This window comes from Streptomyces sp. NPDC057307 (assembly GCF_042667665.1).
Lineage (GTDB): Bacteria > Actinomycetota > Actinomycetes > Streptomycetales > Streptomycetaceae > Streptomyces.
The window spans coordinates 25530-49588 of sequence record NZ_JBHUZM010000048.1 but is presented as its reverse complement, the minus strand read 5'-3'; the positions used below and the strand labels follow the sequence as shown (position 1 = coordinate 49588).

The following is a 24059-nucleotide window of genomic DNA, read 5'->3' as shown; positions in this document are numbered from 1 at the left end:
GGCGAAGGGCCTGCGGGTCCGGCGGGAAGTGCTGCGGTCCGGGATCGGCGATCGACGACCGGTGATCCGGGACCGTGATCCGGCAGCGGATCAGGCAGCGGCCTTCGGGGCGTTGACGTCGCTCGGGAGCGCCTTCTGGGCGACCTCGACCAGCGCGGCGAACGCGTTGGCGTCGTTGACCGCGAGCTCGGCCAGGATCTTGCGGTCCACCTCGATGTTGGCGGCGTTGAGACCCTGGATGAGGCGGTTGTACGTCATGCCGTTCTGGCGGGCGGCGGCGTTGATCCGCTGGATCCACAGCCGACGGAAGTCGCCCTTGCGCTTCTTGCGGTCGTTGTAGTTGTAGACCAGGGAGTGAGTGACCTGCTCCTTGGCCTTGCGGTACAGGCGTGAACGCTGGCCGCGGTAACCCTTGGCCTGCTCGAGAATCGCCCGGCGCTTCTTGTGGGCATTGACTGCCCGCTTGACGCGTGCCACTTGTTAACTCCTTGTAGCGGGGCTGGGTTCAGCGGGAGTAAGTCACCGCTCACCCGGCCCGGAAACGAATTGGGTCCCGGTCCTGGCGTCGCGCCCCCGTCACCGGGGGCCGCGACGTCACTTGCCGAGAAGCTTCTTGATCTTCTTGGCGTCGCCCGGGGCCAGCTCGACGACGCCGGACAGGCGTCGGGTCACTCGCGACGACTTGTGCTCGAGCAGGTGGCGCTTGCCGGCACGCTCACGCATCACCTTGCCGGAGCCGGTGATCTTGAAGCGCTTGCTGGCACCGCTGTGCGTCTTGTTCTTCGGCATAGCGCCGTTCTCTCCTCGTCAGTGGCGCTCCCGGCCGGCCGGACCGGCCGCTGGGAGCGTCAGTTCTCTATCTGGACTTTCCGGGCGGAACCCGGGGGAGCCTGGATGGCCACCCCGTGGGTCACGCGTCGGAGGACGATTCGGCCGGAGCCTCGGCTTCGGCTTCGGCGTTCGCACGAGCCTGCGTGGCGTCCGGGGACTCGTCCACGTGGTCGTCGGGCGCGTAACCCTGGCGCTCCGCCTTGCGGGCCGCCTGGGCCTCGCGGGCCTCGGCCATGGCTTCTGTCTTCTTCTTGTGCGGGCCCAGAACCATGATCATGTTCCGGCCGTCCTGCTTCGGGTTCGACTCGATGAAGCCGAGCTCCTCGACGTCCGAAGCGAGACGCTGGAGCAGCCTGAAGCCCAGTTCCGGGCGGGACTGCTCACGACCACGGAACATGATCGTGATCTTGACCTTGTCACCCTGCTTGAGGAACCGGACGACGTGACCCTTTTTGGTGTCGTAGTCATGCGGGTCGATCTTCGGCCGGAGCTTCATCTCCTTGATGACCGTGTGCGCCTGGTTCTTGCGCGCCTCACGGGCCTTCATGGCCGACTCGTACTTGAACTTCCCGTAATCCATGAGCTTGCACACGGGCGGACGGGCGGTCGCCGCGACCTCGACCAGGTCCAGGTCGTACTCCTGCGCGAGCTCCAGGGCCTTCGCAAGCGGCACGATGCCGACCTGCTCGCCGCTGGGGCCGACAAGGCGGACCTCGGGAACACGAATCCGGTCGTTAATGCGGGGCTCAGCGCTGATGGATCCTCCTCGGTAGCACCACACGACTGTCTGGCAGACAGCCGCGTAACGTCTGTTTTCGGACCAACCGCGGGGAAAGAAAAAGCCCCGAACGGGACACAGGCGGGAGCTCCATAAATACCGGAACACCGCCGCGTCGAACCGCGGGGCGCGCATCGGGCGGCTCCATCGTCCGTACGGAACGATGGGCGCCACCTGACCGGTGACCCGCCGCCCCGAGGGGCAGCCAGGTGGGAGAACGGAGCCTCCACTTGTGGGTCGGCCACACACGTGTCCGACCGGTCGTAACACAAGGTTAGCAGCACGGCGGGCATGGTGCTAACCGCCGGGCACCCACCGGTTGCCCGGCGGATACACGCCCCGGGGGCCCGGCACTCGGCGGTGACCGCGGCGGCGGCGCCCCGTACCCCGGGGCCTATCGTGTGCGGCATGAGCGACACGCCCTCCCCCCAGGACTCTTCTCCCGACTTCGACGCCATGACCCGCGACATCGCGGAGGTCCCGGCCGTCGAGGTGATCGTGACGGTCGCCGTGAACCTGATGAGCGCCGCCGCGGTGAAGCTCGGTCTCACGGAGGACGGCGACGCGCACAAGGATCTGGACGAGGCCCGCAAGCTCGTGCACGCGCTGGCCGGGCTGATGGACGCGAGCGCGACGGAGATCAGCTCGTTCCACGCGGCGCCGCTGCGTGACGGGCTGAAGTCGCTCCAGCTGGCCTTCCGCGAGGCGTCGCTGGTCCCGGACGAGCCGGGCCAGGGCCCCGGCGAGAAATACACGGGTCCGGTCTACGGCTGATCGCGCACGGGCCGGTCTACGGCCGGCCGTGCGGGGGCCGGTCGCGTACGAACAGGGGCTCGCCCGGAGGTGAGGCACCGGCCGGCAGCAGTGCCAGGTCGAGACCGCGCACCAGGCGGGCCCTCAGCACGTCGTCCGCCGCCAGCGCGCCCGCGATCCGCCGGACCGCGTCCGCCGGGGCGGCGTCGGGTCGCAGCACGAGCGCGAGGATGCCGTCGGCGTCTCCCGGGCCGAGATGCGCCCTCAGTACGGAGGTCTCGGCGGCGACCACCTCTTTCACCGCCGCGACGACGGCGGGGTCGTCGAGGGGGTCGGTGCTGGTGCGGCCCTCGGCGAGCGCGAACAGGGCCGGGCCGGCGAGTTCGTACGGCACCGGCCCCGCCAGGTCGATGACCACCGTGTCCGCCTTCTCGTGCGCCGCCGCGCTCAGCGCCTGGTGCAGCGGTACGGCGACGGGCCGGGCGGCCGGGTCCCAGCGGGCCAGCGAGGCGGTCGAGGTGAAGGCGGGCAGGGCGCGCCGGCCGCCGGCCTGGAGCGTGGGGACGGCCATGTCGCTGTTCTTCTCGCGCCGCAGTCCGCGCTCGTCCTCCTCGGTCTCGCCGAGGACGGCGACGACGGGGACCAGCAGCCGGGCGCCCTTGAGGGCGGCGAGAACGCGCGGCTCGGCGGTCCGGTCGCCGGACCAGGCGGCGAGGGCCTCCCTGAGGACGGGGTCGGCGGTGCCGTCGTCGGTGGAGAAACCGGAATCGGGGATGTTCTTGAGAGCCACGGGTCGAGCGTAGTCGCGTGGTGTCGCAGCCCGGCGACGGAGGGCAGAATCGGCGGCGGACCGAGGGGGGACACACCATGCGCGCTCCTGATGAGGCGCTCGTCGGGACGGTCGACGAGACCGTCACGTACGACGTCGCCGTACGTGACACGATCACCGGCCGCACCAGGGCGTACCGCCATGGACCGGACCTCACCCACCCCACCGCGAGCGTCGTCAAGCTCGGCATCCTCGCCGCGCTGCTGCTGCGCGCGCAGGACGCCGGCCGCGAGCCGACCTCCGAGGAGCGGGTGTCGGCCGCCGAGATGATCGAGCGCAGTGACAACGACGCCGCCACCGCGCTGTTGAAGGCGATCGGCGGCCCGGGCGAACTGGACGCGGCCCATCGGCGGCTCGGTCTGCGCGAGTCGGCGGCGGCGGAGAGCTGGGGCCTCACACGTACCACGGCGACCGATCAACTGACCCTGCTGGAAGCCGTGTTCAGCCGTGGTGAGACGCCTCTCGGCGCGCGGTCACGCGCCTTCGTGGTGGACCTGATGACGCATGTGGTGCCGGACCAGGCGTGGGGCGTCTCGGCGGCGGGGAGCGCGCCCGCGCTCAAGAACGGCTGGATGCCGTTGAGCGCCACGGGGCTGTGGGTCGTCAACTCGGTCGGCCGCGTCACCTCGGGAGACCGCGACCACCTCGTGGCCGTCCTCTCGGGCGGGCATCCTACGAAGGACGCGGGCATCGCCCTGGTCGAGGCGGCGGCGCGGGCCGCCGTCAGCGCCGCCGGCCGCGTCCGCTGAGCGGTCCGCCGCGCCAGAGCACCACCGCACCGGCCAGCAGCAGCGCGCCGAGGCCGCCCGCGAGCGGGGCGATCCAGGCGGCGGGCTCGGACTCCCCCGAGGCGTCGTCGGGGCCGCGGCCGAAGTACTGCTTCGTGTAGCCGGTCGCCTTGTTCTTCTTGTCCTTCGGGTCGGCGTTCTCCGGGTCGGCGGTGGCGGGACCCAGCTTTCCGCCCGCCTCGATCGCGGCGGCCGGATCGACGATGCCGTAGCCGGTGGAGTCGTCGCGGCCGCTGTCCGGGGCGTCGCGGGTGGTGTCGGCCAGCAGCTTCTTGATCTGGACCGGGTCGAGGTCGGGGTGAGCGGCACGTACGAGGGCGACGGCGCCGGAGACGAAGGCGGCGGCGGCGCTGGTGCCCCAGCCTTCGTAGTAGCGGCGGTCGGGGTCCGCTATGACGACGTCGACACCGGGCGCGCTGACGGTGGCGTACCAGCGGCGGGTGGAGAACGCGGCGTGGGTGCCGTAGCGGTCGACGGCCGTCACGGCGATCACGCCGGGGTACGCGGCCGGATACGAGATGCGGTCACCCTTCTCACCGCCGTTGCCGGCCGAGGCGACGACGGAGGCGCCCTTGGCCAGCGCGTACTGGACGGCGGCGTCCTCGCCGGGCTCCGGGTGGGCCGACTCGCTGTCGTCACCGAGGGAGAGGTTGATGACGTCGGCGCCGTTGTCGGCGGCCCAGCGGATGCCGTCGGCGAGTGAACCACCGCGCGATTTACGGGCCTTGGACCGGTCCGGGTCGGTGCCTTCGAGGATCACGCGGACCGGCAGGATCTTCGCCTCGGGGGCGATCCCGAGGACACCGTCCTCACGGCCGGGGCCGTGCCCCCGGCCCGCGATGATGCCCGCCATGGCGGTGCCGTGGCGGGCCCAGGCCCGGTCGCCGCTCCTGGCGCCGAAGCCGATGAGGTCCTTGCCGGTGAGGACCTGTCCGGCGAGGTCGGGGTGCGTGGGGTCGACGCCGGTGTCGAGCACGGCGACGGTGATGCCGTCGCCCTTGGTGGTGCGCCAGGCGTCGTCGGTGTGCATCGCTTCCAGGGCCCACTGCTGGGCGCGGATGACATCCGCGTGGGCGGGCGTCGCGGGGACGGCGAGCAGGAAGGAGGCGGCGGCGAGCGTGGCGGCGAAAGGGTGGCGACAGGACTGGAACAGTCGCGTCGATCGCCCTGCCGGAGTCGATCGTGCTGCCGGTGCGGGTGTCGGGGATGTGGTCATCCGGGGGGCTCCGTTGCCGTACTGACCGCTGTGCGCAGGCCGCGCTCGACCTGGTCGGCGATGCCCTTGGCGTCATGGCCGAGCCCGGACTGGGCGGCGGCCGTCTTCGCGCCGTCGGCGGTGGCCTTGTCGACCGGCTGGGGGTCGGGGACCCGGCGTCCGTCGGCGAAGCCGGAGACGGCGTAGACGACGACAGGCGCCTCGGTGAGGACGTTCACCGTCCAGCTCGCGCGCTGCCCGTCGCCGAAGCCGGCCGCGACGGTGCCCTTCACCGGGAAGGTGCGGGGCATCAGGTCGGTGCGTTCCGTGAGCTTCTCGTCGGTGAAGCGCGCGCCCAGCGCCTTCATGGCCGCCGGTTCGGCCTCCGTGAAGACCATGCCGACGGTGATGACGCTGGTGTTGGTGACATCCGTGTAGGTCGCCCGCAGGACCCGTTCGCAGCCGACCGTGCGCAGCGTCTTGAGGAGGAGCGGATCGAGGGCTCCGGCGCAGCCGCTGTCGGGGGCCACGGCGACCCTGGTCCAGGTCCGGTCGGCGCCGCCGGGTCCCGCGTCGTCGCCCTTGAGGGTGGGCGGGAAGAAGGTGTCGACGGGGGTGCTGTGCCAGAGCGTACGGAGCGGTGCGTAGCCCGCGCCCGAGGCCGGGTCGGCGGCCGAGTCGCCGGTCAGCCAGCTGCCGGTGACGGCGCCGCCGATCAGGCCGAGGCCGAGGACCACGCAGCCGAGCGCGGCGGCCGTCCTGCCGGGGTGGCGGGCGGGTACGGGACGTAGCCGGGTGGTCGTCTCGGCGGGGGTCAGGGGCGGTTCGACCGGCCAGCGGTAGGGCGGCGGCGGGAGGGTCGGCCGGCCGCCGGCCGGGGGGCGGGTGAGGTCGACGGAGCCGACCGGCCTGCGCTGGGTCCTGGCGGGCGGCTCGTCCGGGAGGTGGTGTGGGGTCTCGCGCGCGACCTTGTAGGCGGGGGGCGGCGGCGGGAGCGGGGTGGAGGTGCCCGTGGAGGCGAAGGCGGGCGCCGACGGCGGTGGCGGTGTCGCGGGGGGCCGGGTGGGCCGGGGCGGGACCGCGCCGGCGGGCGGGGCCGGGGGTACGGGGCGCAGACGGGCCGTGTCCTCGTCGGGGGGCACGGTGGATCGCGGGGCCGTTCGCCGGGCGGCGGGCGCGCGCTGGGCGGGCGGTCGCTGGGGCGGCGGTCCGGCGGGGCGGGGAGGTATGCCGGGCTTTCCGCCCGAGGTCCGGCCCGATATCCCGGTGGGCGCCGCGCCCGGCTGCGGGGCCGGGGGCCGGCCCGCGTGCGTACCGGCGGTACCAGCGGTTCCGGCGGTGGTTTCGTTCGACGCCGGGCCCGGCTTTCGCGGGCCGTCGGCGGCGGGTTCGGGCCGGGGCGCTTCGCCGGGGTCGGCGGGACCGGCGGCGGGCCGGGCGAGCGGGGGGCCCGGCGGTGGCGGTGGGCCGGCGGGGCGGGGCGGTACGGGCGCGCGCCGCGCTTCGGTACTCATCCGCCCCCCTGTGATCACAGCCTTGTCCACGGCGGATCGCCGCCCGGGGCAGGCCCGTTCGTCGCCGCGTGGGCGTCACTCTACGGGCTGGAGAGCACCCCGCGGGGACAGCTCCGCAGGTCCGGGCGGATCTGACCAGAACATCCCCCTACCGTCGGGTAAGCCCGTCTGGCAAGCTCGGACGATGACTCCCCGCGCCGCCGACAGGGCCCGTTACGACCGGGCCACCGCTCATCTGGACGCCCCCCTCGCCGTGGTCGATCTCGACGCCTTCGACGCCAACGCGGACGATCTCGTCCGCCGGGCGGCGGGCAAACCGATCAGGGTCGCCAGCAAATCGGTGCGCTGCCGCGCGCTGTTGGAGCGGGTCCTGGCGCGCGACGGCTTCGCGGGCATCATGTCGTTCACGCTGGCCGAGTCGCTGTGGCTGGCGCGTGCCGGTTTCGACGACGTGCTGCTCGCCTATCCGTCGGTGGACCGGGGCGCGTTCGCCGAACTCGCCGCCGATCCGAAGCTGGCGGCGGCCGTGACGGTGATGGTCGACGATCCGGCGCAGCTGGATCTCGTCGATCTCGCGCGGGCGGGCGGCACGGAGGAGATCCGGGTCTGTCTGGAGCTGGACACGGCGTTCCAGCTGTTCGGCGGGCGGGTGCGGATCGGGGCCCGGCGCTCGCCGCTGCGTGAGCCGGCCCAACTGGCCGAGCTGGCCAGGTCGATCGCCCGCCGGCCCGGTTTCCGGCTGGTGGGGCTGATGGCGTACGAGGGGCATGTCGCCGGTGTCGGCGACTCGGTCGTGGGCCGGCCGCTGCGCTCGCGCGCGGTACGGCTGATGCAGTCCGCCGCGCGCAAGGAGCTGGTGGAGCGGCGCAGGGCCGTGGTGCGCGCGGTGCGGTTGGTGGCGCCGGAGCTGGAGTTCGTCAACGGCGGCGGCACGGGCAGTGTGCAGCACACGGCGGCCGAGGACTCGGTGACGGAGATCGCGGCCGGTTCGGGGCTGTATGTGCCGCGCCTGTTCGACAACTACACGTCGTTCACGGGCCGTCCGGCCGCGCTGTTCGCGCAGCCGGTGGTGCGCAGGCCGGGTGTCGGCGTGGTGACCGTGCTCGGCGGCGGCTATCCGGCGTCGGGTGCGGCGGGGTGGGACCGGCTGCCGGAGCCGTATCTGCCGGAGGGGCTGCGGTACGACGCCCAGGAGGGCGCGGGCGAGGTGCAGACGCCGCTGCTGGGCTCCGCCGCCGACGATCTGCTGATCGGCGACCGGGTGTGGTTCCGGCACGCGAAGGCCGGGGAGCTGTGCGAGCGCTTCGACGAGTTGCGGCTGATCGAGGGCGACCGGGTGACGGCGACGGTGCCGACGTACCGGGGCGAGGGCCGTACGTACCTCTGAGGCGCCCTCTGCGGGCCAGGGCGGCCTCAGGAGGGGCCGATGGAGCTTCCGACGCCGCCGCCCGTCGTGTCGCCGATTCTGCGGATGCCTTGGGTGATCGTGTCCATGCCGCTGAGGGGCGGGCCCTTGGGCCCAGCGTCGAACCCGAAGCGTACGACGATCAGTGATTCGGCGCCGATGGTCGAGGGGAAGGCCAGCGACTGGACGTAACCGCCGGGCCCGGAGCCGGTCGTGACCTTCCAGCGCACCAGGTATCCGGTGCGTCCGGCCACGGTGACGGCCGCGGATTTGACGACGGTGTGGGAGGTGACGCCTCCGTAGAGGTTGGTGCCGATGGAGTCCTGGTCGTACAGGGCGTCGGACGCGTCCTGTATGTCCTCCTCGGCGAGGGCTTCGGGGGTCGCCGCGTCGGTCTGGGTGGCGGTGAACGACATGACCCGGCCCGGGTGGCAGTACCGGCCGGAGTGGCCGGGGCACTCGTAGTCCTCCACCGTCGTCATGGTGATCGACCGGTCGACGACGCTGTCCGACTTCTCCCAGCCGTCCGGGATCGGCAGGGTGATGCCGTTGAGCTGGTCGACCAGCACGGTGGGGTCGGCGCTCGGCTCGGCACTGTCGTCCGAAGGACCGGGAGCGGGCTCGCTGACGGTCGGGGCGGACCGGGGCACGGTCGTCGTCCCGTCGTCACGGAGCAGCGTGACGCCACCGACGATCGCCCCGACGAGAACGGCCCCGGCGACAGCGACGACGACACCCCGACCACGACGTCCACTCGGCCCGCCGGGCGCCGACTGCGTTTGCCGGTACGGCTGTTGGTACCCCTGCTGGTACGGGCCGGGCGGGACGCCCCCGCCGAGCGGCCGGGTGTGCGGGGTCCAGGCGTTCCCGTCCCACCAGCGCTCGGTGCCGGGGACGCCGTGGTCCGCGTACCAGCCGGGCGGGGTCGACATGCTCATCCCACCACCCTAAGGGCCGGGACACGGCCCTACAGCGGCGTCACGTACGCGCCGCCGATGCCGCCGTCGACCATGAAGTCCGTCGCGTTGACGAACGACGCGTCGTCGCTGGCGAGGAAGGCGACCGCCGCCGCGATCTCCGCCGCCTCGGCGAACCGTCCGCCCGGGATGTGGACGAGTCGCCGCGCGGCCCGCTCGGGGTCGCTCGCGAACAGTTCGCGCAGCAGGGGGGTGTTGACCGGGCCCGGGCAGAGGGCGTTGACGCGGATGCCTTCGCGCGCGAACTGCACACCCAGCTCGCGTGACATGGCGAGCACGCCTCCTTTGGAGGCGGTGTACGAGATCTGGCTGGTGGCCGCGCCCATCGTCGCGACGAACGACGCCGTGTTGATGATCGAGCCGCGCCGCTGCTGCCGCATGTAGGGGATGACGGCCTTGCAACAGAGGTACACGGAGGTGAGGTTGACCTCCTGGACCCGGCGCCACGCGTCGAGGCCGGTGGTGAGGATCGAGTCGTCGTCCGGCGGCGAGATGCCCGCGTTGTTGAACGCGATGTCGACGCTGCCGTAGGTGTCGAACGCCTTCTTGAAGAGGGCGTCGACCTGTTCCGCGTCGGTGACGTCGACCCGTACGAAGATGCCGCCCACCTCGTCGGCCACCGCCTTGCCCGACGTCTCGTCGATGTCGCCGCAGACGACGTGCGCGCCTTCGGAGGCGAGGCGGCGCGCGGTGGCGAGACCGATGCCGCTGCCCGCGCCGGTGATGACGGCGGTGCGGCCGACCAGCCGGCGGCAGACGGGGGTCTCGGCGTTCTGGTTGATCTCGTCGGGCATGGGTCAGGCCTCCGTACTGATGAAGATGTTCTTGGTCTCGGTGAACGCGGTGAGTGCGTCGGGGCCCAGTTCACGCCCGATGCCGGACTGCTTGTAACCGCCGAACGGGGTCGAGTGGCGCACGCTGCTGTGGGAGTTGACGGACAGGTTGCCGGCGGCGACGGCGCGCGAGACGCGCAGCGCGCGGCCGAGGTCGCGGGTCCAGAGGGAGCCGGAGAGCCCGTACTCGGTGTCGTTGGCGAGGCGGATCGCGTCCTGTTCGTCGTCGAACGGGATCACGACGGCCACCGGGCCGAAGATCTCCTCGGTCACGGCGGGATCGTCGGCGGCGAGGTCGGTGAGGACGGTCGGCGGGAACCAGAAGCCCGGTCCGTCGGGGGCGCTGCCCCGTACGGCCGGCCGGTCCTCGGGGACGTACCCGCGTACGCGCTCCAGTTGGGCCCGCGAGATCAGCGGACCCATCTGGGTCTTCTCGTCCGACGGGTCGCCGACGACCACCGACCGGACGGCGGGGACGAGGAGTTCGAGGAACCGGTCGTACGCGGTGCGCTGGACGAGGATGCGGGTACGGGCGCAGCAGTCCTGTCCGGCGTTGTCGAGGAAGGCCATCGGGGCCTCGGCCGCCGCGCGTTCGATGTCGGCGTCGGCGAAGACGATGTTGGGGCTCTTGCCGCCGAGTTCGAGGGTCACGCGCTTCAGGAGCCGCGCGCTCCTCGCCATGATCTCCTTGCCGACGCGGGTCGAGCCGGTGAAGACGATCTTCGCGACGCCCGGGTGCTCGACCAGCGCCTGACCGGCGATGTCCCCGGCGCCCGGCAGGACTTGGAACAGATGCTCGGGAAGGCCCGCTTCCAGGGCGAGTTCGGCCAGGCGCAGCGCGGTCAGCGGGGTGGTCTCGGCGGGCTTGAGGAGTACGGCGTTGCCTGCCGCCAGCGCCGGCGCGGTGCCCCAGGCGGCGATGGGCATGGGGAAGTTCCACGGGGCGATGACGCCGACGACGCCGAGCGGTTCGAGGAGGGTGATGTCGAGCCCACCGGCGACCGGAATCTGACGGCCCGTCAGGCGCTCCACTCCCCCGGCGGCGTAGTCGAGGAGGTCGCGGACGTTGCCGGCCTCCCAGCGGGCGTTCCCGAGGGTGTGGCCCGCCTCCTCGACCTCCAGCCGGGCGAGTTCTTCCAGGTGGTCGTCGACCACGGCGGCGAAGCGGCGCAGCAGGCGCGCGCGGTCGGCGGGGGCGGCGGCCGCCCACCGGCGCTGGGCGGCGGCGGCCCGTACGACCGCCGTGTCGACCTCGGCGGCGCCGGTCGCCGGGACGGTGGCGACGACCTCCTCGGTCGCCGGGTTGAGGATCTGATGGGCGTGGGGCTGGTCGGGCACGTCTTTCTTCCTCACATGCGTTCGAAGGAGCGGCGCAGCTCCCAGTCGGTCACGGCGGCGTCGAAGGCGGCCAGTTCGACACGCGCCAGATTGAGGTAGTGGGCGACGACCTCGTCCCCGAAGGCGGCCTTGGCGATGGGGCTGTGCTCCCACAGCTCGGCGGCCTCGCGGAGGGTGCTGGGGACCTGCTCGTACTCGGAGGTGTAGGCGTTCCCGGTGCAGGCTTCGGGGAGTTCGAGCTGGTGCTCGATGCCGTACAGGCCCGCCGCGACCAGGCCCGCGACGGCCAGATGGGGGTTGACGTCGCCGCCGGGCAGCCGGTTCTCGAAGCGCATGGAGCGGCCGTGGCCGACGACCCGCAGGGAACAGGTGCGGTTGTCGTTGCCCCACGCGACGGCGGTGGGGGCGAAGGAGCCGGGCGCGAAGCGCTTGTACGAGTTGATGTTCGGCGCGTACAGCACGGAGAAGTCGCGCAGCGCGGCGAGCTGGCCGGCCAGGAAGTGCCGCATCACGGGCGACATGCCGTCGGCGTCGTCGCCCGCCATGACGTTCCTACCGGGCTCGTCGGCGGACTGGAGCGAGAGATGGATGTGGCAGGAGTTGCCCTCGCGCTCGTTGTACTTCGCCATGAAGGTGAGCGAGACGCCTTCTTGGGAGGCGATCTCCTTGGCGCCGGTCTTGTAGATGGCGTGCTGGTCGCAGGTGAGCAGCGCCTCGTCGTAACGGAAGACGATCTCGTGCTGGCCCGGATTGCACTCGCCCTTCGCGGACTCGACGGTCAGACCGGCGGCGGTCATGTCGTTGCGGATCCGGCGCAGCAGGGGCTCGATACGGCCGGTGCCGAGGATGGAGTAGTCGATGTTGTACTGGTTGGCGGGGGTGAGGCCGCGGTAGCCGCTGTCCCACGCCTGTTCGAAGGTGTCCTTGAAGACGATGAATTCGAGTTCCGTGCCGACGTGCGCGGTGTAGCCGTGCTCGGCCAGGCGCTCCAGTTGGCGGCGCAGGATCTGGCGGGGCGCGGCGACGACCGGTGAGCCGTCGTTCCAGGCGAGGTCGGCGATGAGCATCGCCGTCCCCTCGTTCCAGGGGACACGGCGCAGGGTCGAGAAGTCGGGGTGCATGGCGAAGTCGCCGTAGCCGCGGTCCCAGGAGGACATCGCGTAGCCGTCGACGGTGTTCAGCTCGACATCGACGGCGAGGAGGTAGTTGCAGCCCTCGGTGCCGTGTTCGAGTACGTCCTCCAGGAAGAACTGTGCGGCGAAGCGCTTGCCCTGGAGTCTGCCCTGCATGTCGGGGAAGGCCAGGACCACGGTGTCGATCTCGCCGCTCGCCACCAGGGCGCGCAGCTCCTCGACGGAGAGCGGGGGGGTGCGGTCTGCCACGGGACAACTCCTCCATCGGCCAGCCGGGGACCTTAAGGTATTCCGGGAGACCATTGCTTGGGAAGGGGAAACGGCGACGTGGCGAAGAAGGATGTGACGAAGAAGAGCGAGCCCGCCGACCGGCTGACGCCCGTCCTGCGCCCCGTGCGGGCGGGCAACGGCTTCGAGGAGGCGCTGGAGCAGATCATGCAGGTGCTGCGCCTCGGTCTGGTGGCGGGCGGTGAACGGCTGCCCGCGGAGCGTGAGTTGGCGGAGCGGCTGCGGATCAGCCGGGTCACGCTGCGCGAGGTGCTGAAGGTCCTCACCGACCAGGGGCTGGTGGAAAGCCGGCGCGGGCGCTACGGCGGCACGTTCGTACGGCCCCGGCCCGACACCCCGCCGCAGGGGGTCGAGGAGGAGCTGCGGCGCCGGGTCGCCGGGGTCGACATCGAGGACGTGCTGCGCTTCCGCGAGGTGCTGGAGGTCGGCGCGGCGGGCCTGTGCGCGACGCACGGACTGACCGGGGACGGGGCGGCCCGCCTGCGTACGGCGCTGGCGGCCACGCACGACGCCCCACTGGGCGATTACCGCCGCCTCGACACGCTGCTGCATCTGACGCTGGCGGAGCTGTCGGGCTCGGCGCGGCTGACCGAGAGTTACGCGTCGGTGCGCGCGACGGTGAACGATCTGCTGGACTGCATCCCGCTGCTCGTACGGAACTTGGAGCACTCCCAGCAGCAGCACACGGCGTTGGTGGAGGCGGTCCTGGCGGGCGACGCGGACGCGGCGCGCGAGGCGATGCGCGAGCACTGCGGCGGGACGGCGGCGCTGTTGCGGGGATTTCTGGCCTGAGAGCGGGGTAGCGGGGGTGGTGGGGCCAGGTGCCGGGTGACGTGACGGGTGACGTGCGGGACCTACGTGCCGGGTTACGTGAGCCCCGGCCGTCCTGGCCCTCCCGGCCCCGAGGTCCGTAACAGTCGCTTAACGCACAGGGCTTGCGCGCGAGCGATTCCGGCCGCAATGGTGTGGCCTCACACCTTTACCCGTGGCAGGAAACCGAGGCAGGAGCGGCTCATGGCCGAAGGCACGGACTCCCGTATTCCACCAGCCGGCCCGTCGGGCTCCGCCGACGACGCGGCCTATCTCAAGCGCCGTACGCTCAAGCGCGGCAGCGCCGGCTGGCTGCTGCTGACCGGCCTCGGCGTCGCGTACGTCGTCTCGGGGGACTTCTCCGGCTGGAACTTCGGGCTCGCCGAGGGCGGCTTCGGCGGGCTCGCCATCGCGACCCTCCTGATGGGCGCGATGTACGCCTGTCTCGTCTTCTCGCTCGCCGAACTGTCCGCGATCCTGCCCACGGCGGGCGGCGGTTACGGCTTCGCCCGCCGCGCGCTCGGCACCTGGGGCGGCTTCCTGACCGGCACGGCCATCCTCATCGAGTACATCCTGGCGCCGGCCGCGATCTCCATCTTCATCGGTGACTACGTCGAGTCGCTGAACCTCTTCGGACTGGACGCGGGCTGGCCGGTCTATCTCGCCTGCTTCGCCATCTTCATCGGCATCCACCTGTGGGGCGTCGGCGAGGCGCTGCGCTTCAGCCTGGTCGTGACGGCCATCGCCGTCGCCGCGCTGCTGATCTTCGCGGTGGGCGCGTTCACCGAGTTCGACAGCAGCGGTCTGAACGACATCCCTGTCCAGGAGGACGCGTTCGGGTCCAACTCCTGGCTGCCGTACGGTCTGTTGGGCATCTGGGCCGCGTTCCCGTTCGGCATGTGGTTCTTCCTCGGCGTCGAGGGGGTGCCGCTGGCGGCCGAGGAGGCGAAGGACCCGGTGCGTTCGATGCCGCGGGCCCTGTCGATCTCCATGGGCATCCTCGCCCTGCTGGCGCTGATCACGTTCTTCGCCGCGACCGGCGCGCGCGGCTCCGCCGCCGTCATGGACGCCGGGAATCCGCTGGTCGTCGCGCTCCAGGGGGACGGCGAGCCCACGGCGCTCAGCCGGTTCGTCAACTACGCGGGGCTCGCCGGTCTGGTCGCGTCCTTCTTCTCCCTCATCTACGCCGGTTCCCGGCAGCTGTTCGCGCTCTCCCGCGCCGGTTATCTGCCGCGCTTCCTCTCGCTGACCAGCAGCCGCAAGGCCCCGTACCTCGGTCTGCTGATACCCGGCGCGATCGGCTTCGCCCTCGCCGCGGGCAGCGGCAACGGCAGCCGGATGCTGAACGTCGCGGTCTTCGGCGCCACCATCTCCTACGCGCTGATGGCCCTCTCGCACCTGGTGCTGCGGCGCCGCGAGCCCGGCCTGCACCGCCCGTACCGGACCCCGGGCGGCATGCTCACCTCCGGTGTGGCGTTCGTGCTGGCCCTGTCGGCGCTGGTGGCGACGTTCCTGGTGGACAAGGACGCCGCGTTCATCGCGCTCGGCGTCTATGTCGTGGCTCTCGCCTACTTCGCCTTCTACAGTCGGCACCGGCTGGTGGCCGCCGCGCCCGAGGAGGAGTTCGCCGCGCTCGCGGCGGCCGAGGCCGACCTGCAACGGGACTGAGACCCCGCCCGACCGCACCGCCGCACGACCCGCACCACCGCACGACCGCACGACCGCACAGCACAAGCACGGCACCAACGGAGGAACGTTCAGTGAAGCCGCTCATCGGCGTCAGCACGTATCTGGAGACGTCGGCCAAGTGGGGCGTCTGGGATCTGCCCGCCGCTCTGCTGCCCATGGGCTATCCCCGGCTCGTCCAGCGCGCGGGCGGCGTCGCCGTCATGCTCCCGCCGGACGAGTCGGCCACGGCCGCCTCGGTGGTCGCCCGGCTCGACGGGCTGGTGATCGCCGGTGGTCCGGATGTGGAGCCCGTACGGTACGGGGCCGAGCCCGACCCCCGTACCGGACCACCCGCCAGGGAGCGGGACGACTGGGAACTGGCCCTGATCGAGGCGGCGTTGGCGTCCGGAACGCCGCTGCTGGCGATCTGCCGGGGCATGCAGCTGCTGAACATCGCCCTCGGGGGCACGCTCGTCCAGCATCTGGAGGGCCACACGGCCGCGACTCTCGGCGTCTTCGGCGAGCATCCGGTGAAGCCGGTGCCGGGCACACGGTACGGAACGGTCGTCCCTGAGGAGTCGGACGTCCCGTCCTCCCACCACCAGGCGGTGGACCGACTGGGCGAGGGCCTGATCGCCTCGGCGTACGCGACCGACGGAACGGTGGAGGCGGTGGAGCTGGTGGACGACCGGTGGGCGCTGGGGGTGCAGTGGCACCCGGAGATGGGGCAGGACGTGCGGGTGATGGCCGCGCTGGTGCGGGAGGCGTCCCGGGTGTGCTCGGACGCGGGCCCGGCCTGATCGACGGGCTCCAGGTCCTGTCCGGCGGATCTTCGGGGATCAGCCGGGCCCGGGCCCGGAGCGGCCAGTGTCTCGTTGGCGTGGTGCATCGCAAGGCGGAGGACCGGCGTTGTGGAGTTCCCGGCCGTACGTGGCCGACTCCGAGACCGCAGGGGGCACCTCCGTGGCCCCCTCGGGGCCTACGCGGGAGAGCTGCCGGGCCAGGCGTCGCGGGCAGCGGCTGATGTCACGTTGGTGCCGTGGATCGCAAGGCGGAGGAGGGAGGCACGGCGGAGCCATGCCGACCGACGACAACGGCGGGGCACTCCCGTGCCCCTCTCGGGGCTACGGGAGAGGCGCGGCACCAGGGACCGCGAGCCCGGCAGGATCCGAAAGACACCCCCTAGGCCCTGTCTTCAAAGTAGCGCCGTCCGCCCGTAGGGCGGGGCCTGCGCCCGCCGCGGAGCGGCTGATGTCTCGTCGGTGCGGTGCATCGCAAGGCGGAGGATCGGCGTTGTGGATGGCCCGGCCGTACTTGGCCGATTCCGACAACGCAGGGGGCACCTCCCGTGGCCCCCTAGGGCCTACGGGGGCGAGGTGCCGTGCCAGGCGTCGCAGGCCAGGCGGGACCTTGAAGACAGGCCCTAGGCCGGGTCCACAGTGCCGGAGGTGCGGGTCAGGGACAGCAGGTCGCGGGCCGGGCCGGTCGGGCGGTGGCCCGTCGGCCAGACCGCGCGGAGTTCGCGGCGCAGTTCGATTCCGGGTACTTCCACCTCCAGCAGGCGGCGTGCCGCCAGCTCCTCCCCCACGGCCAGTTCGCTGAGCACCGAAGGGCCCGCGCCGCTCACCACCGCCGCCTTGACCGCCGTCGTGGAGGACAGTTCGAGCAGCGGTTCGGCGAGACCTCCGTAGGAGGCGAGTGCCGCGTCGAGCACCTGGCGGGTGCCCGAGCCCTCCTCACGGAGGATCAGCGGGGTGGCCGCCAGTTCGGCGGGCGTCAGCGCCGTACGCCGTCCGCTCCAATCGTGGGCCGGCGCCACCACGACCACCAGTCGGTCGCGGCCGATCACCGTGCCGTCCAGCCCGCCGGGCACGGCCAGGCCCTCCACGAACCCGAGGTCCGCCTCGCCGCCGAGGAGCCGCGCGGCCACGGCGCCCGAGTTGCCGGCCAGGAGCGAGACGGCCGTGTCCGGGCGGGCCGTGCGCAGCGCGATGAGCCAGCCGGGCAGCAGATACTCCGCGATGGTCATGCTCGCGGCGACCCGCAGCCGCGAATCGCGCCGGTCGCGCAGCGCCTGAGCGCCCGCGTCGAACGCCTCCGCCGACTCCATGATCCGCCGGGCCCAGTCGGTGACGAGCGCGCCCGCCTCGGTGAGCCGGGAGCCGCTCGGCGACCGGTCGAAGAGGCTCACGCCGAGCTGCCGTTCCACGGACCGTATGCGGCTGCTCGCCGCCGGCTGGCTGATGCCCAGCTCACGGGCGGCCCCGCCCATGCTGCCGTGTCGGGCGACGGCGATGAGGAGCTCCAGCGCGCCCAGCTCGGGCACCCGGTGGGCAAGAGTCACAGGAGGCTCATCAGTCATACATGCAGGTTATGGCCTCATAGCACCAAGGGGCCTGGTGGGCAGCCCGCGGAGCGAGGAGGGTGCGAACATGCCCACCCTCGCCCAGGCCGCCTCGAAAGCCCCGGAAATCCCAGAAATCCCGGAAGCCCCGACGTCCCCGCCGTTCCCGACGAAGACGCTCGCGCCGACCCGCCCCAGGCGCTTCCCGGCCCTGCGCCACATCGGGCCCAACTGGTACGCGAGCGTGATGGGCACCGCGATCGTCGCGAGCGCGGGCGCCGCACTCCCCTGGGGCCCGGCGCTCGGACCCGTAGCGCGCGCCTTCTCCGTCGCCGTATGGGCACTGTCGGCGGTGATGCTCCTGATCCTGCTGGTCGCTCGCGCCGGGCACTGGGTCCACCACCGCGACCAGGCGCGCGCCCAACTGCTCGACCCCGCCGTGGCGCCCTTCTACGGATGTCTGGCGATGGCGCTGCTCGCGGTCGGCGGAGCCGCCCTCACCGTGGGCCGGCGGGTGATCGGCGAGAGCGCGGCCGTGGCCGTGGACGCCGTACTCTTCACCGTCGGCACGCTCGTCGGCCTGGCCACGGCCGTGGGCATCCCGTATCTGATGGTGGTACGGCACCGGGTGCGGGCCGCCGACGCGTCCCCGGTGTGGCTGCTGCCGGTCGTGGCGCCCATGGTGTCGGCGGCCCTCGGCCCGGCGCTGATCCCGTATCTGCCCGCCGGTCAGTGGCGCGGGGCGCTGCTGTTCGCCTGCATCGCCCTGTTCGGGCTGAGCCTGCTCGCCACCCTCACCCTGCTGCCGCTGGTCTTCGGCAGGCTGGTGCTGTTCGGTCCGCTGCCCGTCGCCCTGACGCCCGTGCTCTTCCTCGTACTCGGCCCGCTCGGCCAGTCCACGACGGCCGTCGGCCACTTCGCAGAGGCGGCGCCCACCAGCCTCTCCGCCCCCTCCGGCCTCTCCGGCCTCTCCGGCCTGGACACGTTCGCCGTCCTGTACGGCGTCCCGGTGCTGGGCTTCGCCCTCCTGTGGCTGGCCCTCGCGGTCGCGATGGTGGTGCGCGCGATACGGCGCGGAATGCCGTTCTCGATGACGTGGTGGGCCTTCACGTTCCCCGTCGGCACCTGCGTGACGGGCTCCGCCGGGCTGGCCCGCGCCACGGGCCTCGTCGCCTTCTCATGGCTGGCGTTCGGTCTGTTCGCCCTGCTGACAGCCGCCTGGGCGGTCTCCTGGACCCGTACCGTCCACGGCCTGGTCAGCGGAGCGCTGCCCGCAGCGCCGCCGGGGCCTCGGCGAGTGACGGCCCGTACCAGGTGAGCAGGCGCCCGTCGACCAGCGCGGCCGGCAGTCCGGGAAAGGCTTCCGGGCCGTCGTCGGCGGTGAAGCGGTACGGCTCGTCGGGCAGGACGACCAGGTCGGCGCCCGAGGCCCGCAGCTCGTCGAGCGGGACGCGCGGGTAGCGCTCCGCGCGGTCGCCGTAGACGTTGTGCACGCCGAGCCTGGCGAGCAGATCGCCGGCGAAGGTGTCCCGGCCGAGCACCATCCACGGCCTGCGCCAGATCGGTACGACCGCCCGGCGCCCGCCTCCGTACGGAGGCGGAGCGGGCACCGCCGCCCAGGCGCCGCGTGCCTCGTCGAGCCAGCGCGGCACCGCGAGCCCGCAGCCCGTCACGAGCATCCGTTCCAGTTCGGAGAACGCCTGGTCGAGGTCGCGTACCTCGGTGACCAGCACGTCGATGCCCGCCGCGCGCAGCGCGGCCAGATCGGGCTCGCGGTTCTCCTCCTCGTTGGCGACGACGAGGTCGGGGCGCAGCGCGGTGATCGCGGCGATGTCGGGATTCTTGGTGCCGCCCACGCGTACGACGTCGAGGCCGGCGGGGTGGCTGCACCAGTCGGTGGCGCCCACCAGCAGGCCGGGCGCGGTGACCGCGACGGCCTCGGTGAGCGAGGGAACGAGCGAGACGATCCGCACGGCGCGGCCCGCCGCTCAGCGCCGGGTGTCGAACGTCGCGTCGATGTGTTCCGCGACGGCGACGACGAGGATGCGGGTACCGGGGTCGGTGGCGCGCCAGCGGTGCCTGACTCCCCCGGAGAGATACAGCGTGTCGCCGCGCTCCAGGCGGTACGCGCGGCCTTCGGCCTCGACCTCCACCGATCCGTCGGCGATGTACATCACCTCGTCGTTGCGGTGCTGGTACTCGCGCCCGGTGTCCAGTTCGCCGGTGTACTCCTTGGCGTGCAGCTGGTGTCCGCCGCGGGCCACCCTGCGTACACCCGTACCGCCGCTGTCGTCGGCCCGTACGACGTCGACCGTGCGTGCGGAGTCGGCCGCCGCGTGCAGCGCGGCGATCGTGGTGTCCAGGGCGTCGGCCACCCGCTCCAGCGAGCGGGGGCTCGGCCGGGCACGTTCGTTCTCGATCTGGCTGAGGAAGGGTACGGACAGTCCGCTGCGGTCGGCGACGGCCGCCAGCGTCAGCCCGAGGGACCTGCGCCGCCTGCGGACGGCGGCGCCCACCCTGAGCGCTTCCTTGTCGTCCATGTCTGGGCTCCCTCCGGCCGGATCGTCATCTTCTCAGAGTTGACGGCCGCGCACGGGCGGTCCGCACCACCCGCGGCCGATCCGTCCCGATCCGGTTACCGGCCCGTAGGGCCACAGATTCCAATCTACGCGAGCGGGGTCCGACGTGAGCGGGGTCCACGGGTGCGGGAAAGGCGGGCACCGCCGCTCGCGGTGCCCGCCTCTCGCCTTCCGTCGCCGCCTACCGCGTACCGCTCACCGCACTGCTCACGGCACTGCTCACTGTGGAGCGATCTGGTCGGCGATGCCCGGATTCTTCTCCATCCACGCCTTCACGGCCTCTTCCTCATGTCCCGTGCCGCGCTTCTGGATCTCGTTCTCCAGGCCGGCGAGCTGTTGCTCGCTCAACTTGAAGTCCTTGAACCACTCGGTCAGCTGCGGATAGTTCTTGGGGAAGTCCTTGTTGCCGACCGTGCGGATCTGGTCGCCCTCGCCGAACGCCTTCTGCGGGTCCTTCAGCTTGGTGAGCTTGTACTCGTTGTAGGCCCAGTGCGGGGTCCACAGCATGACCGCGATGGGCTGCTTCTTGGCGTACGCCCGCTCAAGCTCGGCCAGCATGCCGGGCGTCGAACTGTCGACGACCTTGTAGGCGCCGTCCAGGCCGTAGCCCGGCAGGACCTTGTTCTTGAGGATGTTCATGGTCTCGGTGCCGGGTTCGATGCCGACGATCCGGCCCTTGAACTCGTCCTCCCGGCCCTTCAGATCCGCCAGCGAGTCGACGCCCTTCACATAGGAGGGCACGGCGATCTCCAGGGACGTCGGCCCGTACCAGGAGCCGAGGTCGGAGAGTTTGTCGCCGTACTTGTCCCAGTACTTCTTCTGTGTGTTGGGCAGCCAGCCGTCGAACTGGACGTCGATCTGCCCCCGGGACATCGCCGTGTACATCGGACCGACCTCGAACTGCTTGAGGTTCATCTTGTAGCCCCGGTCCTCCAGCACCGCCTTCCACAGATAGGTGGCGGCGATGTCCTCCTCCCAGGGGAACCAGGCGACCTCGATGGGCCGTTCACGCTCGTCCTTGCCGTTCGCGCCCTTGCTGACGCCCCCGACCGGGGCCCACTTGTCGGCCACTCCCGGGTTGTCCTTCAGCCAGGCGCGTACGGCCTCCTGCTCCTTGCCCTTGCCGGCGCCCTGGATCTCCGCCTCAAGACTGGTGAGCTGTTCCTCGGTCATCTTGAAGTTCTTGAGCCACTTGGCGACGGTCGGGTTCTCTGCGGAGAAGCCCTTGCGGGCGAGCGTGTGCACGCCGTCGCCCTCGCCCCAGGTGCCCTTGGGGTCCTTGAGCTTCTTCAGGTCGTAGGTGTTGTACGCCCAGTGCGGGGACCAGAGCGTGACGACGACCGGTTCCTTCTTCTCGTACGCGCGCTTCAGCTCGGCCAGCATGCCGGGCGTGGAGCCGTCGACGACCTTGTACTCGCCTTCGAGGCCGTACTCCTTGAGGACCTTGTCCTTGAGAATGCCCATCTCGCCCGCGCTGGGCTCGATGCCGATGATCCGGCCCTTGAACTGGCCGGCCTTGCCCTTGAGATCCGCCAGCGAGTCGACGCCCTTGACGTAACTGGGCACGGACAGCTCCAGGGACGTCTCGCCGTACCAGGAGCCCATGTCCTCCAGCTTGTCCTGGTACTTGTCCCAGTAGGTGGCGTGGGTGGTCGGCAGCCAGGAGTCCGTCTGGATGTCGATCTGGCCGTTCGCCTGGCCGGTGTAGAGCGCCCCCGCCTCGTACTGGGTGGCCTCGACCTCGTAACCGCGCTGCTCCAGCAGCTCCTTCCAGAGGAAGGTGGAGGCGATGCCCTCGTCCCAGGGGATGTAGCCCATGCTGATCTTCTTGCCCTGGCCGACGTCGCCGTCGGCGGCGACCGTGGCGGACTTGTCGCCGCCGAAGATGCTCATGCCGCCCGCGACGAGCGCGAGGACGACCACACCGACCACCGCGACCGAGGGGCGCGGCCGGTGGTCCGAGATCTTCAACGAACCGCGCATCGCCTGCGCCTTGGCCAGCGCGCGGCGGCCCAGCGGCGAGACCTGCCGGCCCAGCGCGCCGGTCAGCCGGTCCAGGTACATCGCCAGGATGACGATGGAGACGCCCGCCTCGAAGCCGAGGCCGATGTCGACATTGCCGATGGCCCGGTAGACGGCGCCACCGAGGCCGCCGCCGCCGACCATGCCCGCGATGACGACCATGGACAGGCCCAGCATGATCACCTGGTTGATGCCGGCCATGATCGTCGGGAGCGCGAGCGGGAGCTGGACGCGCAGCAGGGTGTTGCGCGGGCTGGTGCCGAACGCCTCGGCGGCCTCGACCAGTTCGGCGTCGACCTGCCGGATGCCCAGCTCCGTCATACGGACGCCGGGCGGCAGGGCGAAGATGATCGTGGCGATGATGCCGGGGACCACGCCGACGCCGAAGAAGATGATGCCGGGGATCAGATAGACCATCGCGGGCATCGTCTGCATGAAGTCGAGCACCGGCCGGATGACGGCGCTGACGGTCGCCGAGCGTGACGCCCAGACGCCGAGCGGCACCGCGATGACCAGGATGACGATCGTCGCGACGAGCACCAGCGAGAGCGTCGACATCGCGAGTTCCCACAGCTCGATCGAGTCGATGAGCGCGAACCCGACGAAGGCGAGCACGGCCGCGAGCAGTCCGCGCAGCCACCAGGCGAGCACGGCCAGGATGCCGGCGAGAAGAAGCGGTTCGGGACCGTTGAGCACCGCGTCGACGGCGTCGTACATACCGGTGACGAGTGAGCTGATCGCGTCGAACAGCCAGGAGAGATGTCGCTGGAGGAAGTCGACCGCGCTGTCGACCCACTCACCGAGCGGGAGCCTAGGCACTGGCCGCCTCCTTGCCGACGGACAGCGTTTCCGGGCCGCCGTCGGCCACGGGCACCGAGGCGCTCGCGGGCGCTTCGGCGGGCGTCATCGGCTCGCCGAGTACGGCGAGCAGCCTGGCGCGCGGTACGACTCCGACGAGCCGCCCCTCCTCGTCGACGACGGCGACGGGGACCGAGCTGGTCGAGCAGGGGGTGAACAGCTCGATGATCGGGGTGCTCGCGGTGACGGTGGCGGGCGCCGCCGCGAGCACGTCCTTGTCGGTACGCAGTTCCTTGCCGTCGTCCGTACGGCTGCCATGGGCGGTGTCGGCGTCCGCCATGATCGCGCCGGCGGTCAGGACACGTGAGCGGTCGACGTCCTGGGTGAAGGAGGCGACGTACTCGTTGGCCGGGGTGACGAGGATGTCCTCGGCGGTGCCGAGCTGGACGATCTCGCCGTCACGCATCACGGCGATCCGGTCGCCCAGCCGCATGGCCTCGTTGAGGTCGTGGGTGATGAAGACGATGGTCTTCTTCAGCCGCTTCTGGAGTTCCAGGAGCTGGTCCTGCATGTCACGGCGGATCAGCGGGTCGAGCGCGCTGAACGACTCGTCCATGAGCAGCAGGTCCGCGTCGGTGGCGAGCGCGCGGGCCAGGCCCACACGCTGCTGCATACCGCCGGACAGCTCGTCGGGCCAGGCCTTCTCCCAGCCGGCCAGGCCCGCGAGTTCGAGCGCCTGGGTGGCGCGTCTGTTCCGCTCGGCGCGAGGAACGCCCTGGACCTCCAGGCCGTATCCCGCGTTCTCCAGCACACTGCGGTGCGGGAAGAGCGCGAAGTGCTGGAAGACCATGCTGATCTTGGTCGAGCGCACGGTGCGCAGCTCGGCCGCGCTCAGGGCGGTCAGATCCTGGCCGTCGAAGAGCACCCGCCCGGACGTCGGCTCCAGCAGTCCGTTGAGCATGCGCAGCAACGTGGACTTGCCGGATCCGGAGAGTCCCATCACGACGAATATCTGACCGGGATCGACGGAGAACGAGGCGTCGATCACCGCTGCGGTCGTACCGTCGGCGCGCAACTCGTCGCGGTCCGTGCCGCTTTCGAGCTTCCTCACCGCTTCTTCGGGTCGTGCGCCGAATACCTTGTACAGGTGTTCCGCCTGCAGCCTGGACACATATA

General features: G+C 71.6%; 22 protein-coding genes. 7 read left to right on the top strand and 15 right to left on the bottom strand.

What is annotated here, in order from left to right; all coding sequences use genetic code 11:
- Window positions 1-90 precede the first annotated feature (90 nt).
- The 3 genes from rplT to infC form a co-directional block, all read right to left on the bottom strand.
- Window positions 91-477, bottom strand: a complete 387-nt coding sequence (gene rplT, locus ACFUN8_RS18720) for a 50S ribosomal protein L20 (RefSeq protein ID WP_023542860.1) — start codon at window positions 475-477, stop codon at window positions 91-93.
- Window positions 478-594: 117 nt separating this feature from the next.
- Complete coding sequence (rpmI, locus tag ACFUN8_RS18715; RefSeq protein ID WP_354604684.1) at window positions 595-789, bottom strand: 50S ribosomal protein L35; 195 nt, start codon at window positions 787-789, stop codon at window positions 595-597.
- Window positions 790-910: 121 nt separating this feature from the next.
- Window positions 911-1612: a translation initiation factor IF-3 gene (gene infC / locus ACFUN8_RS18710; protein WP_383638390.1), complete on the bottom strand. Its 702-nt coding sequence runs from the start codon at window positions 1610-1612 to the stop codon at window positions 911-913.
- A 405-nt stretch (window positions 1613-2017) separates the two neighbouring features.
- On the opposite strand from infC, the gene ACFUN8_RS18705 reads away from it, so the two are divergent.
- Window positions 2018-2383, top strand: coding sequence for a DUF1844 domain-containing protein (locus tag ACFUN8_RS18705; RefSeq protein ID WP_381931531.1), 366 nt, complete (start codon window positions 2018-2020; stop codon window positions 2381-2383).
- A 16-nt stretch (window positions 2384-2399) separates the two neighbouring features.
- Here the strand turns inward: ACFUN8_RS18705 and ACFUN8_RS18700 are convergent, their stop codons facing one another.
- Entirely contained in the window at window positions 2400-3152 is a 753-nt protein-coding gene (locus tag ACFUN8_RS18700; RefSeq protein ID WP_383638377.1) for an SseB family protein, read from the bottom strand.
- 77 nt (window positions 3153-3229) lie between these two features.
- Between ACFUN8_RS18700 and ACFUN8_RS18695 the strand changes: the two genes are divergently transcribed.
- Window positions 3230-3940, top strand: coding sequence for a serine hydrolase (locus ACFUN8_RS18695; RefSeq protein WP_383638374.1), 711 nt, complete (start codon window positions 3230-3232; stop codon window positions 3938-3940).
- Here ACFUN8_RS18695 and mycP read toward each other — a convergent pair.
- Both mycP and ACFUN8_RS18685 read right to left on the bottom strand, forming a co-directional pair.
- Window positions 3915-5195, bottom strand: coding sequence for a type VII secretion-associated serine protease mycosin (gene mycP, locus ACFUN8_RS18690; RefSeq protein ID WP_383638371.1), 1281 nt, complete (start codon window positions 5193-5195; stop codon window positions 3915-3917). The genes ACFUN8_RS18695 and mycP overlap by 26 nt on opposite strands.
- On the bottom strand, window positions 5192-5992 hold the full coding sequence (locus ACFUN8_RS18685) for a hypothetical protein (RefSeq protein ID WP_383638387.1): 801 nt from the start codon (window positions 5990-5992) through the stop codon (window positions 5192-5194). The genes mycP and ACFUN8_RS18685 overlap by 4 nt, the downstream gene beginning before the upstream one ends.
- Before the next feature lie 880 nt (window positions 5993-6872).
- Here ACFUN8_RS18685 and ACFUN8_RS18680 point away from each other — a divergent pair.
- Window positions 6873-8075, top strand: a complete 1203-nt coding sequence (locus tag ACFUN8_RS18680; RefSeq protein ID WP_383638368.1) for an amino acid deaminase/aldolase — start codon at window positions 6873-6875, stop codon at window positions 8073-8075.
- 26 nt (window positions 8076-8101) lie between these two features.
- On the opposite strand, the gene ACFUN8_RS18675 is transcribed toward ACFUN8_RS18680, so the two are convergent.
- The 4 genes from ACFUN8_RS18675 to ACFUN8_RS18660 are packed head-to-tail and all read right to left on the bottom strand — an operon-like array spanning window position 8102 to window position 12623.
- Window positions 8102-9031 (bottom strand): DUF2510 domain-containing protein, encoded by a 930-nt coding sequence (locus ACFUN8_RS18675; RefSeq protein ID WP_383638365.1) that lies wholly within the window; start codon window positions 9029-9031, stop codon window positions 8102-8104.
- A gap of 29 nt (window positions 9032-9060) precedes the next feature.
- Window positions 9061-9864 (bottom strand): 3-oxoacyl-ACP reductase, encoded by an 804-nt coding sequence (locus tag ACFUN8_RS18670; RefSeq protein ID WP_383638361.1) that lies wholly within the window; start codon window positions 9862-9864, stop codon window positions 9061-9063.
- Window positions 9865-9867: 3 nt separating this feature from the next.
- Window positions 9868-11241 (bottom strand): aldehyde dehydrogenase family protein, encoded by a 1374-nt coding sequence (locus ACFUN8_RS18665; protein ID WP_383638358.1) that lies wholly within the window; start codon window positions 11239-11241, stop codon window positions 9868-9870.
- An 11-nt stretch (window positions 11242-11252) separates the two neighbouring features.
- Complete coding sequence (locus tag ACFUN8_RS18660; RefSeq protein WP_383638355.1) at window positions 11253-12623, bottom strand: glutamine synthetase family protein; 1371 nt, start codon at window positions 12621-12623, stop codon at window positions 11253-11255.
- A 93-nt stretch (window positions 12624-12716) separates the two neighbouring features.
- Here ACFUN8_RS18660 and ACFUN8_RS18655 point away from each other — a divergent pair, with 93 nt between their 5' ends.
- The 3 genes from ACFUN8_RS18655 to ACFUN8_RS18645 all read left to right on the top strand — a co-directional run bounded on the left by ACFUN8_RS18655 (window position 12717) and on the right by ACFUN8_RS18645 (window position 15940).
- Window positions 12717-13454 carry a FadR/GntR family transcriptional regulator gene (locus ACFUN8_RS18655; protein ID WP_383638384.1) on the top strand — a complete coding sequence of 246 codons (738 nt, stop codon included), beginning with the start codon at window positions 12717-12719 and terminating at the stop codon, window positions 13452-13454.
- A gap of 222 nt (window positions 13455-13676) precedes the next feature.
- Window positions 13677-15140, top strand: coding sequence for an ethanolamine permease (eat, locus tag ACFUN8_RS18650; RefSeq protein WP_383638352.1), 1464 nt, complete (start codon window positions 13677-13679; stop codon window positions 15138-15140).
- A gap of 92 nt (window positions 15141-15232) precedes the next feature.
- On the top strand, window positions 15233-15940 hold the full coding sequence (locus ACFUN8_RS18645) for a gamma-glutamyl-gamma-aminobutyrate hydrolase family protein (protein ID WP_383638349.1): 708 nt from the start codon (window positions 15233-15235) through the stop codon (window positions 15938-15940).
- 623 nt (window positions 15941-16563) lie between these two features.
- Here ACFUN8_RS18645 and ACFUN8_RS18640 read toward each other — a convergent pair.
- Window positions 16564-17502: a LysR family transcriptional regulator gene (locus tag ACFUN8_RS18640; RefSeq protein ID WP_383638346.1), complete on the bottom strand. Its 939-nt coding sequence runs from the start codon at window positions 17500-17502 to the stop codon at window positions 16564-16566.
- A 70-nt stretch (window positions 17503-17572) separates the two neighbouring features.
- Here ACFUN8_RS18640 and ACFUN8_RS18635 point away from each other — a divergent pair, with 70 nt between their 5' ends.
- A complete protein-coding gene (locus ACFUN8_RS18635; protein ID WP_383638343.1) occupies window positions 17573-18802 on the top strand; it encodes a TDT family transporter in 1230 nt (409 codons plus the stop codon).
- Here ACFUN8_RS18635 and ACFUN8_RS18630 read toward each other — a convergent pair.
- From ACFUN8_RS18630 to ACFUN8_RS18615, 4 genes are all read right to left on the bottom strand, one after another.
- Window positions 18741-19457 (bottom strand): helical backbone metal receptor, encoded by a 717-nt coding sequence (locus tag ACFUN8_RS18630; protein ID WP_383638340.1) that lies wholly within the window; start codon window positions 19455-19457, stop codon window positions 18741-18743. The genes ACFUN8_RS18635 and ACFUN8_RS18630 overlap by 62 nt on opposite strands.
- 15 nt (window positions 19458-19472) lie before the next feature.
- Complete coding sequence (locus ACFUN8_RS18625) at window positions 19473-20024, bottom strand: helix-turn-helix domain-containing protein (RefSeq protein ID WP_383638337.1); 552 nt, start codon at window positions 20022-20024, stop codon at window positions 19473-19475.
- Window positions 20025-20282: 258 nt separating this feature from the next.
- On the bottom strand, window positions 20283-22904 hold the full coding sequence (locus ACFUN8_RS18620; protein WP_383638334.1) for an ABC transporter permease/substrate binding protein: 2622 nt from the start codon (window positions 22902-22904) through the stop codon (window positions 20283-20285).
- Window positions 22897-23994, bottom strand: coding sequence for a glycine betaine/L-proline ABC transporter ATP-binding protein (locus tag ACFUN8_RS18615; protein WP_383638331.1), 1098 nt, complete (start codon window positions 23992-23994; stop codon window positions 22897-22899). Before ACFUN8_RS18615 ends, ACFUN8_RS18620 begins: the two co-directional genes overlap by 8 nt.
- Window positions 23995-24059 lie beyond the last annotated feature (65 nt).

Bases quoted from the DNA above. Each gene is read 5' to 3' on its own strand.
- rpmI (WP_354604684.1), bottom strand. From the start codon at position 789: ATGCCGAAGAACAAGACGCACAGCGGTGCCAGCAAGCGCTTCAAGATC.
- ACFUN8_RS18625 (WP_383638337.1), bottom strand. From the start codon at position 20,024: ATGGACGACAAGGAAGCGCTCAGGGTGGGCGCCGCCGTCCGCAGGCGG.
- mycP (WP_383638371.1), bottom strand. From the start codon at position 5,195: ATGACCACATCCCCGACACCCGCACCGGCAGCACGATCGACTCCGGCA.
- ACFUN8_RS18670 (WP_383638361.1), bottom strand. From the start codon at position 9,864: ATGCCCGACGAGATCAACCAGAACGCCGAGACCCCCGTCTGCCGCCGG.
- ACFUN8_RS18635 (WP_383638343.1), top strand. From the start codon at position 17,573: ATGCCCACCCTCGCCCAGGCCGCCTCGAAAGCCCCGGAAATCCCAGAA.
- ACFUN8_RS18680 (WP_383638368.1), top strand. From the start codon at position 6,873: ATGACTCCCCGCGCCGCCGACAGGGCCCGTTACGACCGGGCCACCGCT.
- ACFUN8_RS18675 (WP_383638365.1), bottom strand. From the start codon at position 9,031: ATGAGCATGTCGACCCCGCCCGGCTGGTACGCGGACCACGGCGTCCCC.
- ACFUN8_RS18705 (WP_381931531.1), top strand. From the start codon at position 2,018: ATGAGCGACACGCCCTCCCCCCAGGACTCTTCTCCCGACTTCGACGCC.
- ACFUN8_RS18695 (WP_383638374.1), top strand. From the start codon at position 3,230: ATGCGCGCTCCTGATGAGGCGCTCGTCGGGACGGTCGACGAGACCGTC.
- ACFUN8_RS18640 (WP_383638346.1), bottom strand. From the start codon at position 17,502: ATGACTGATGAGCCTCCTGTGACTCTTGCCCACCGGGTGCCCGAGCTG.
- eat (WP_383638352.1), top strand. From the start codon at position 13,677: ATGGCCGAAGGCACGGACTCCCGTATTCCACCAGCCGGCCCGTCGGGC.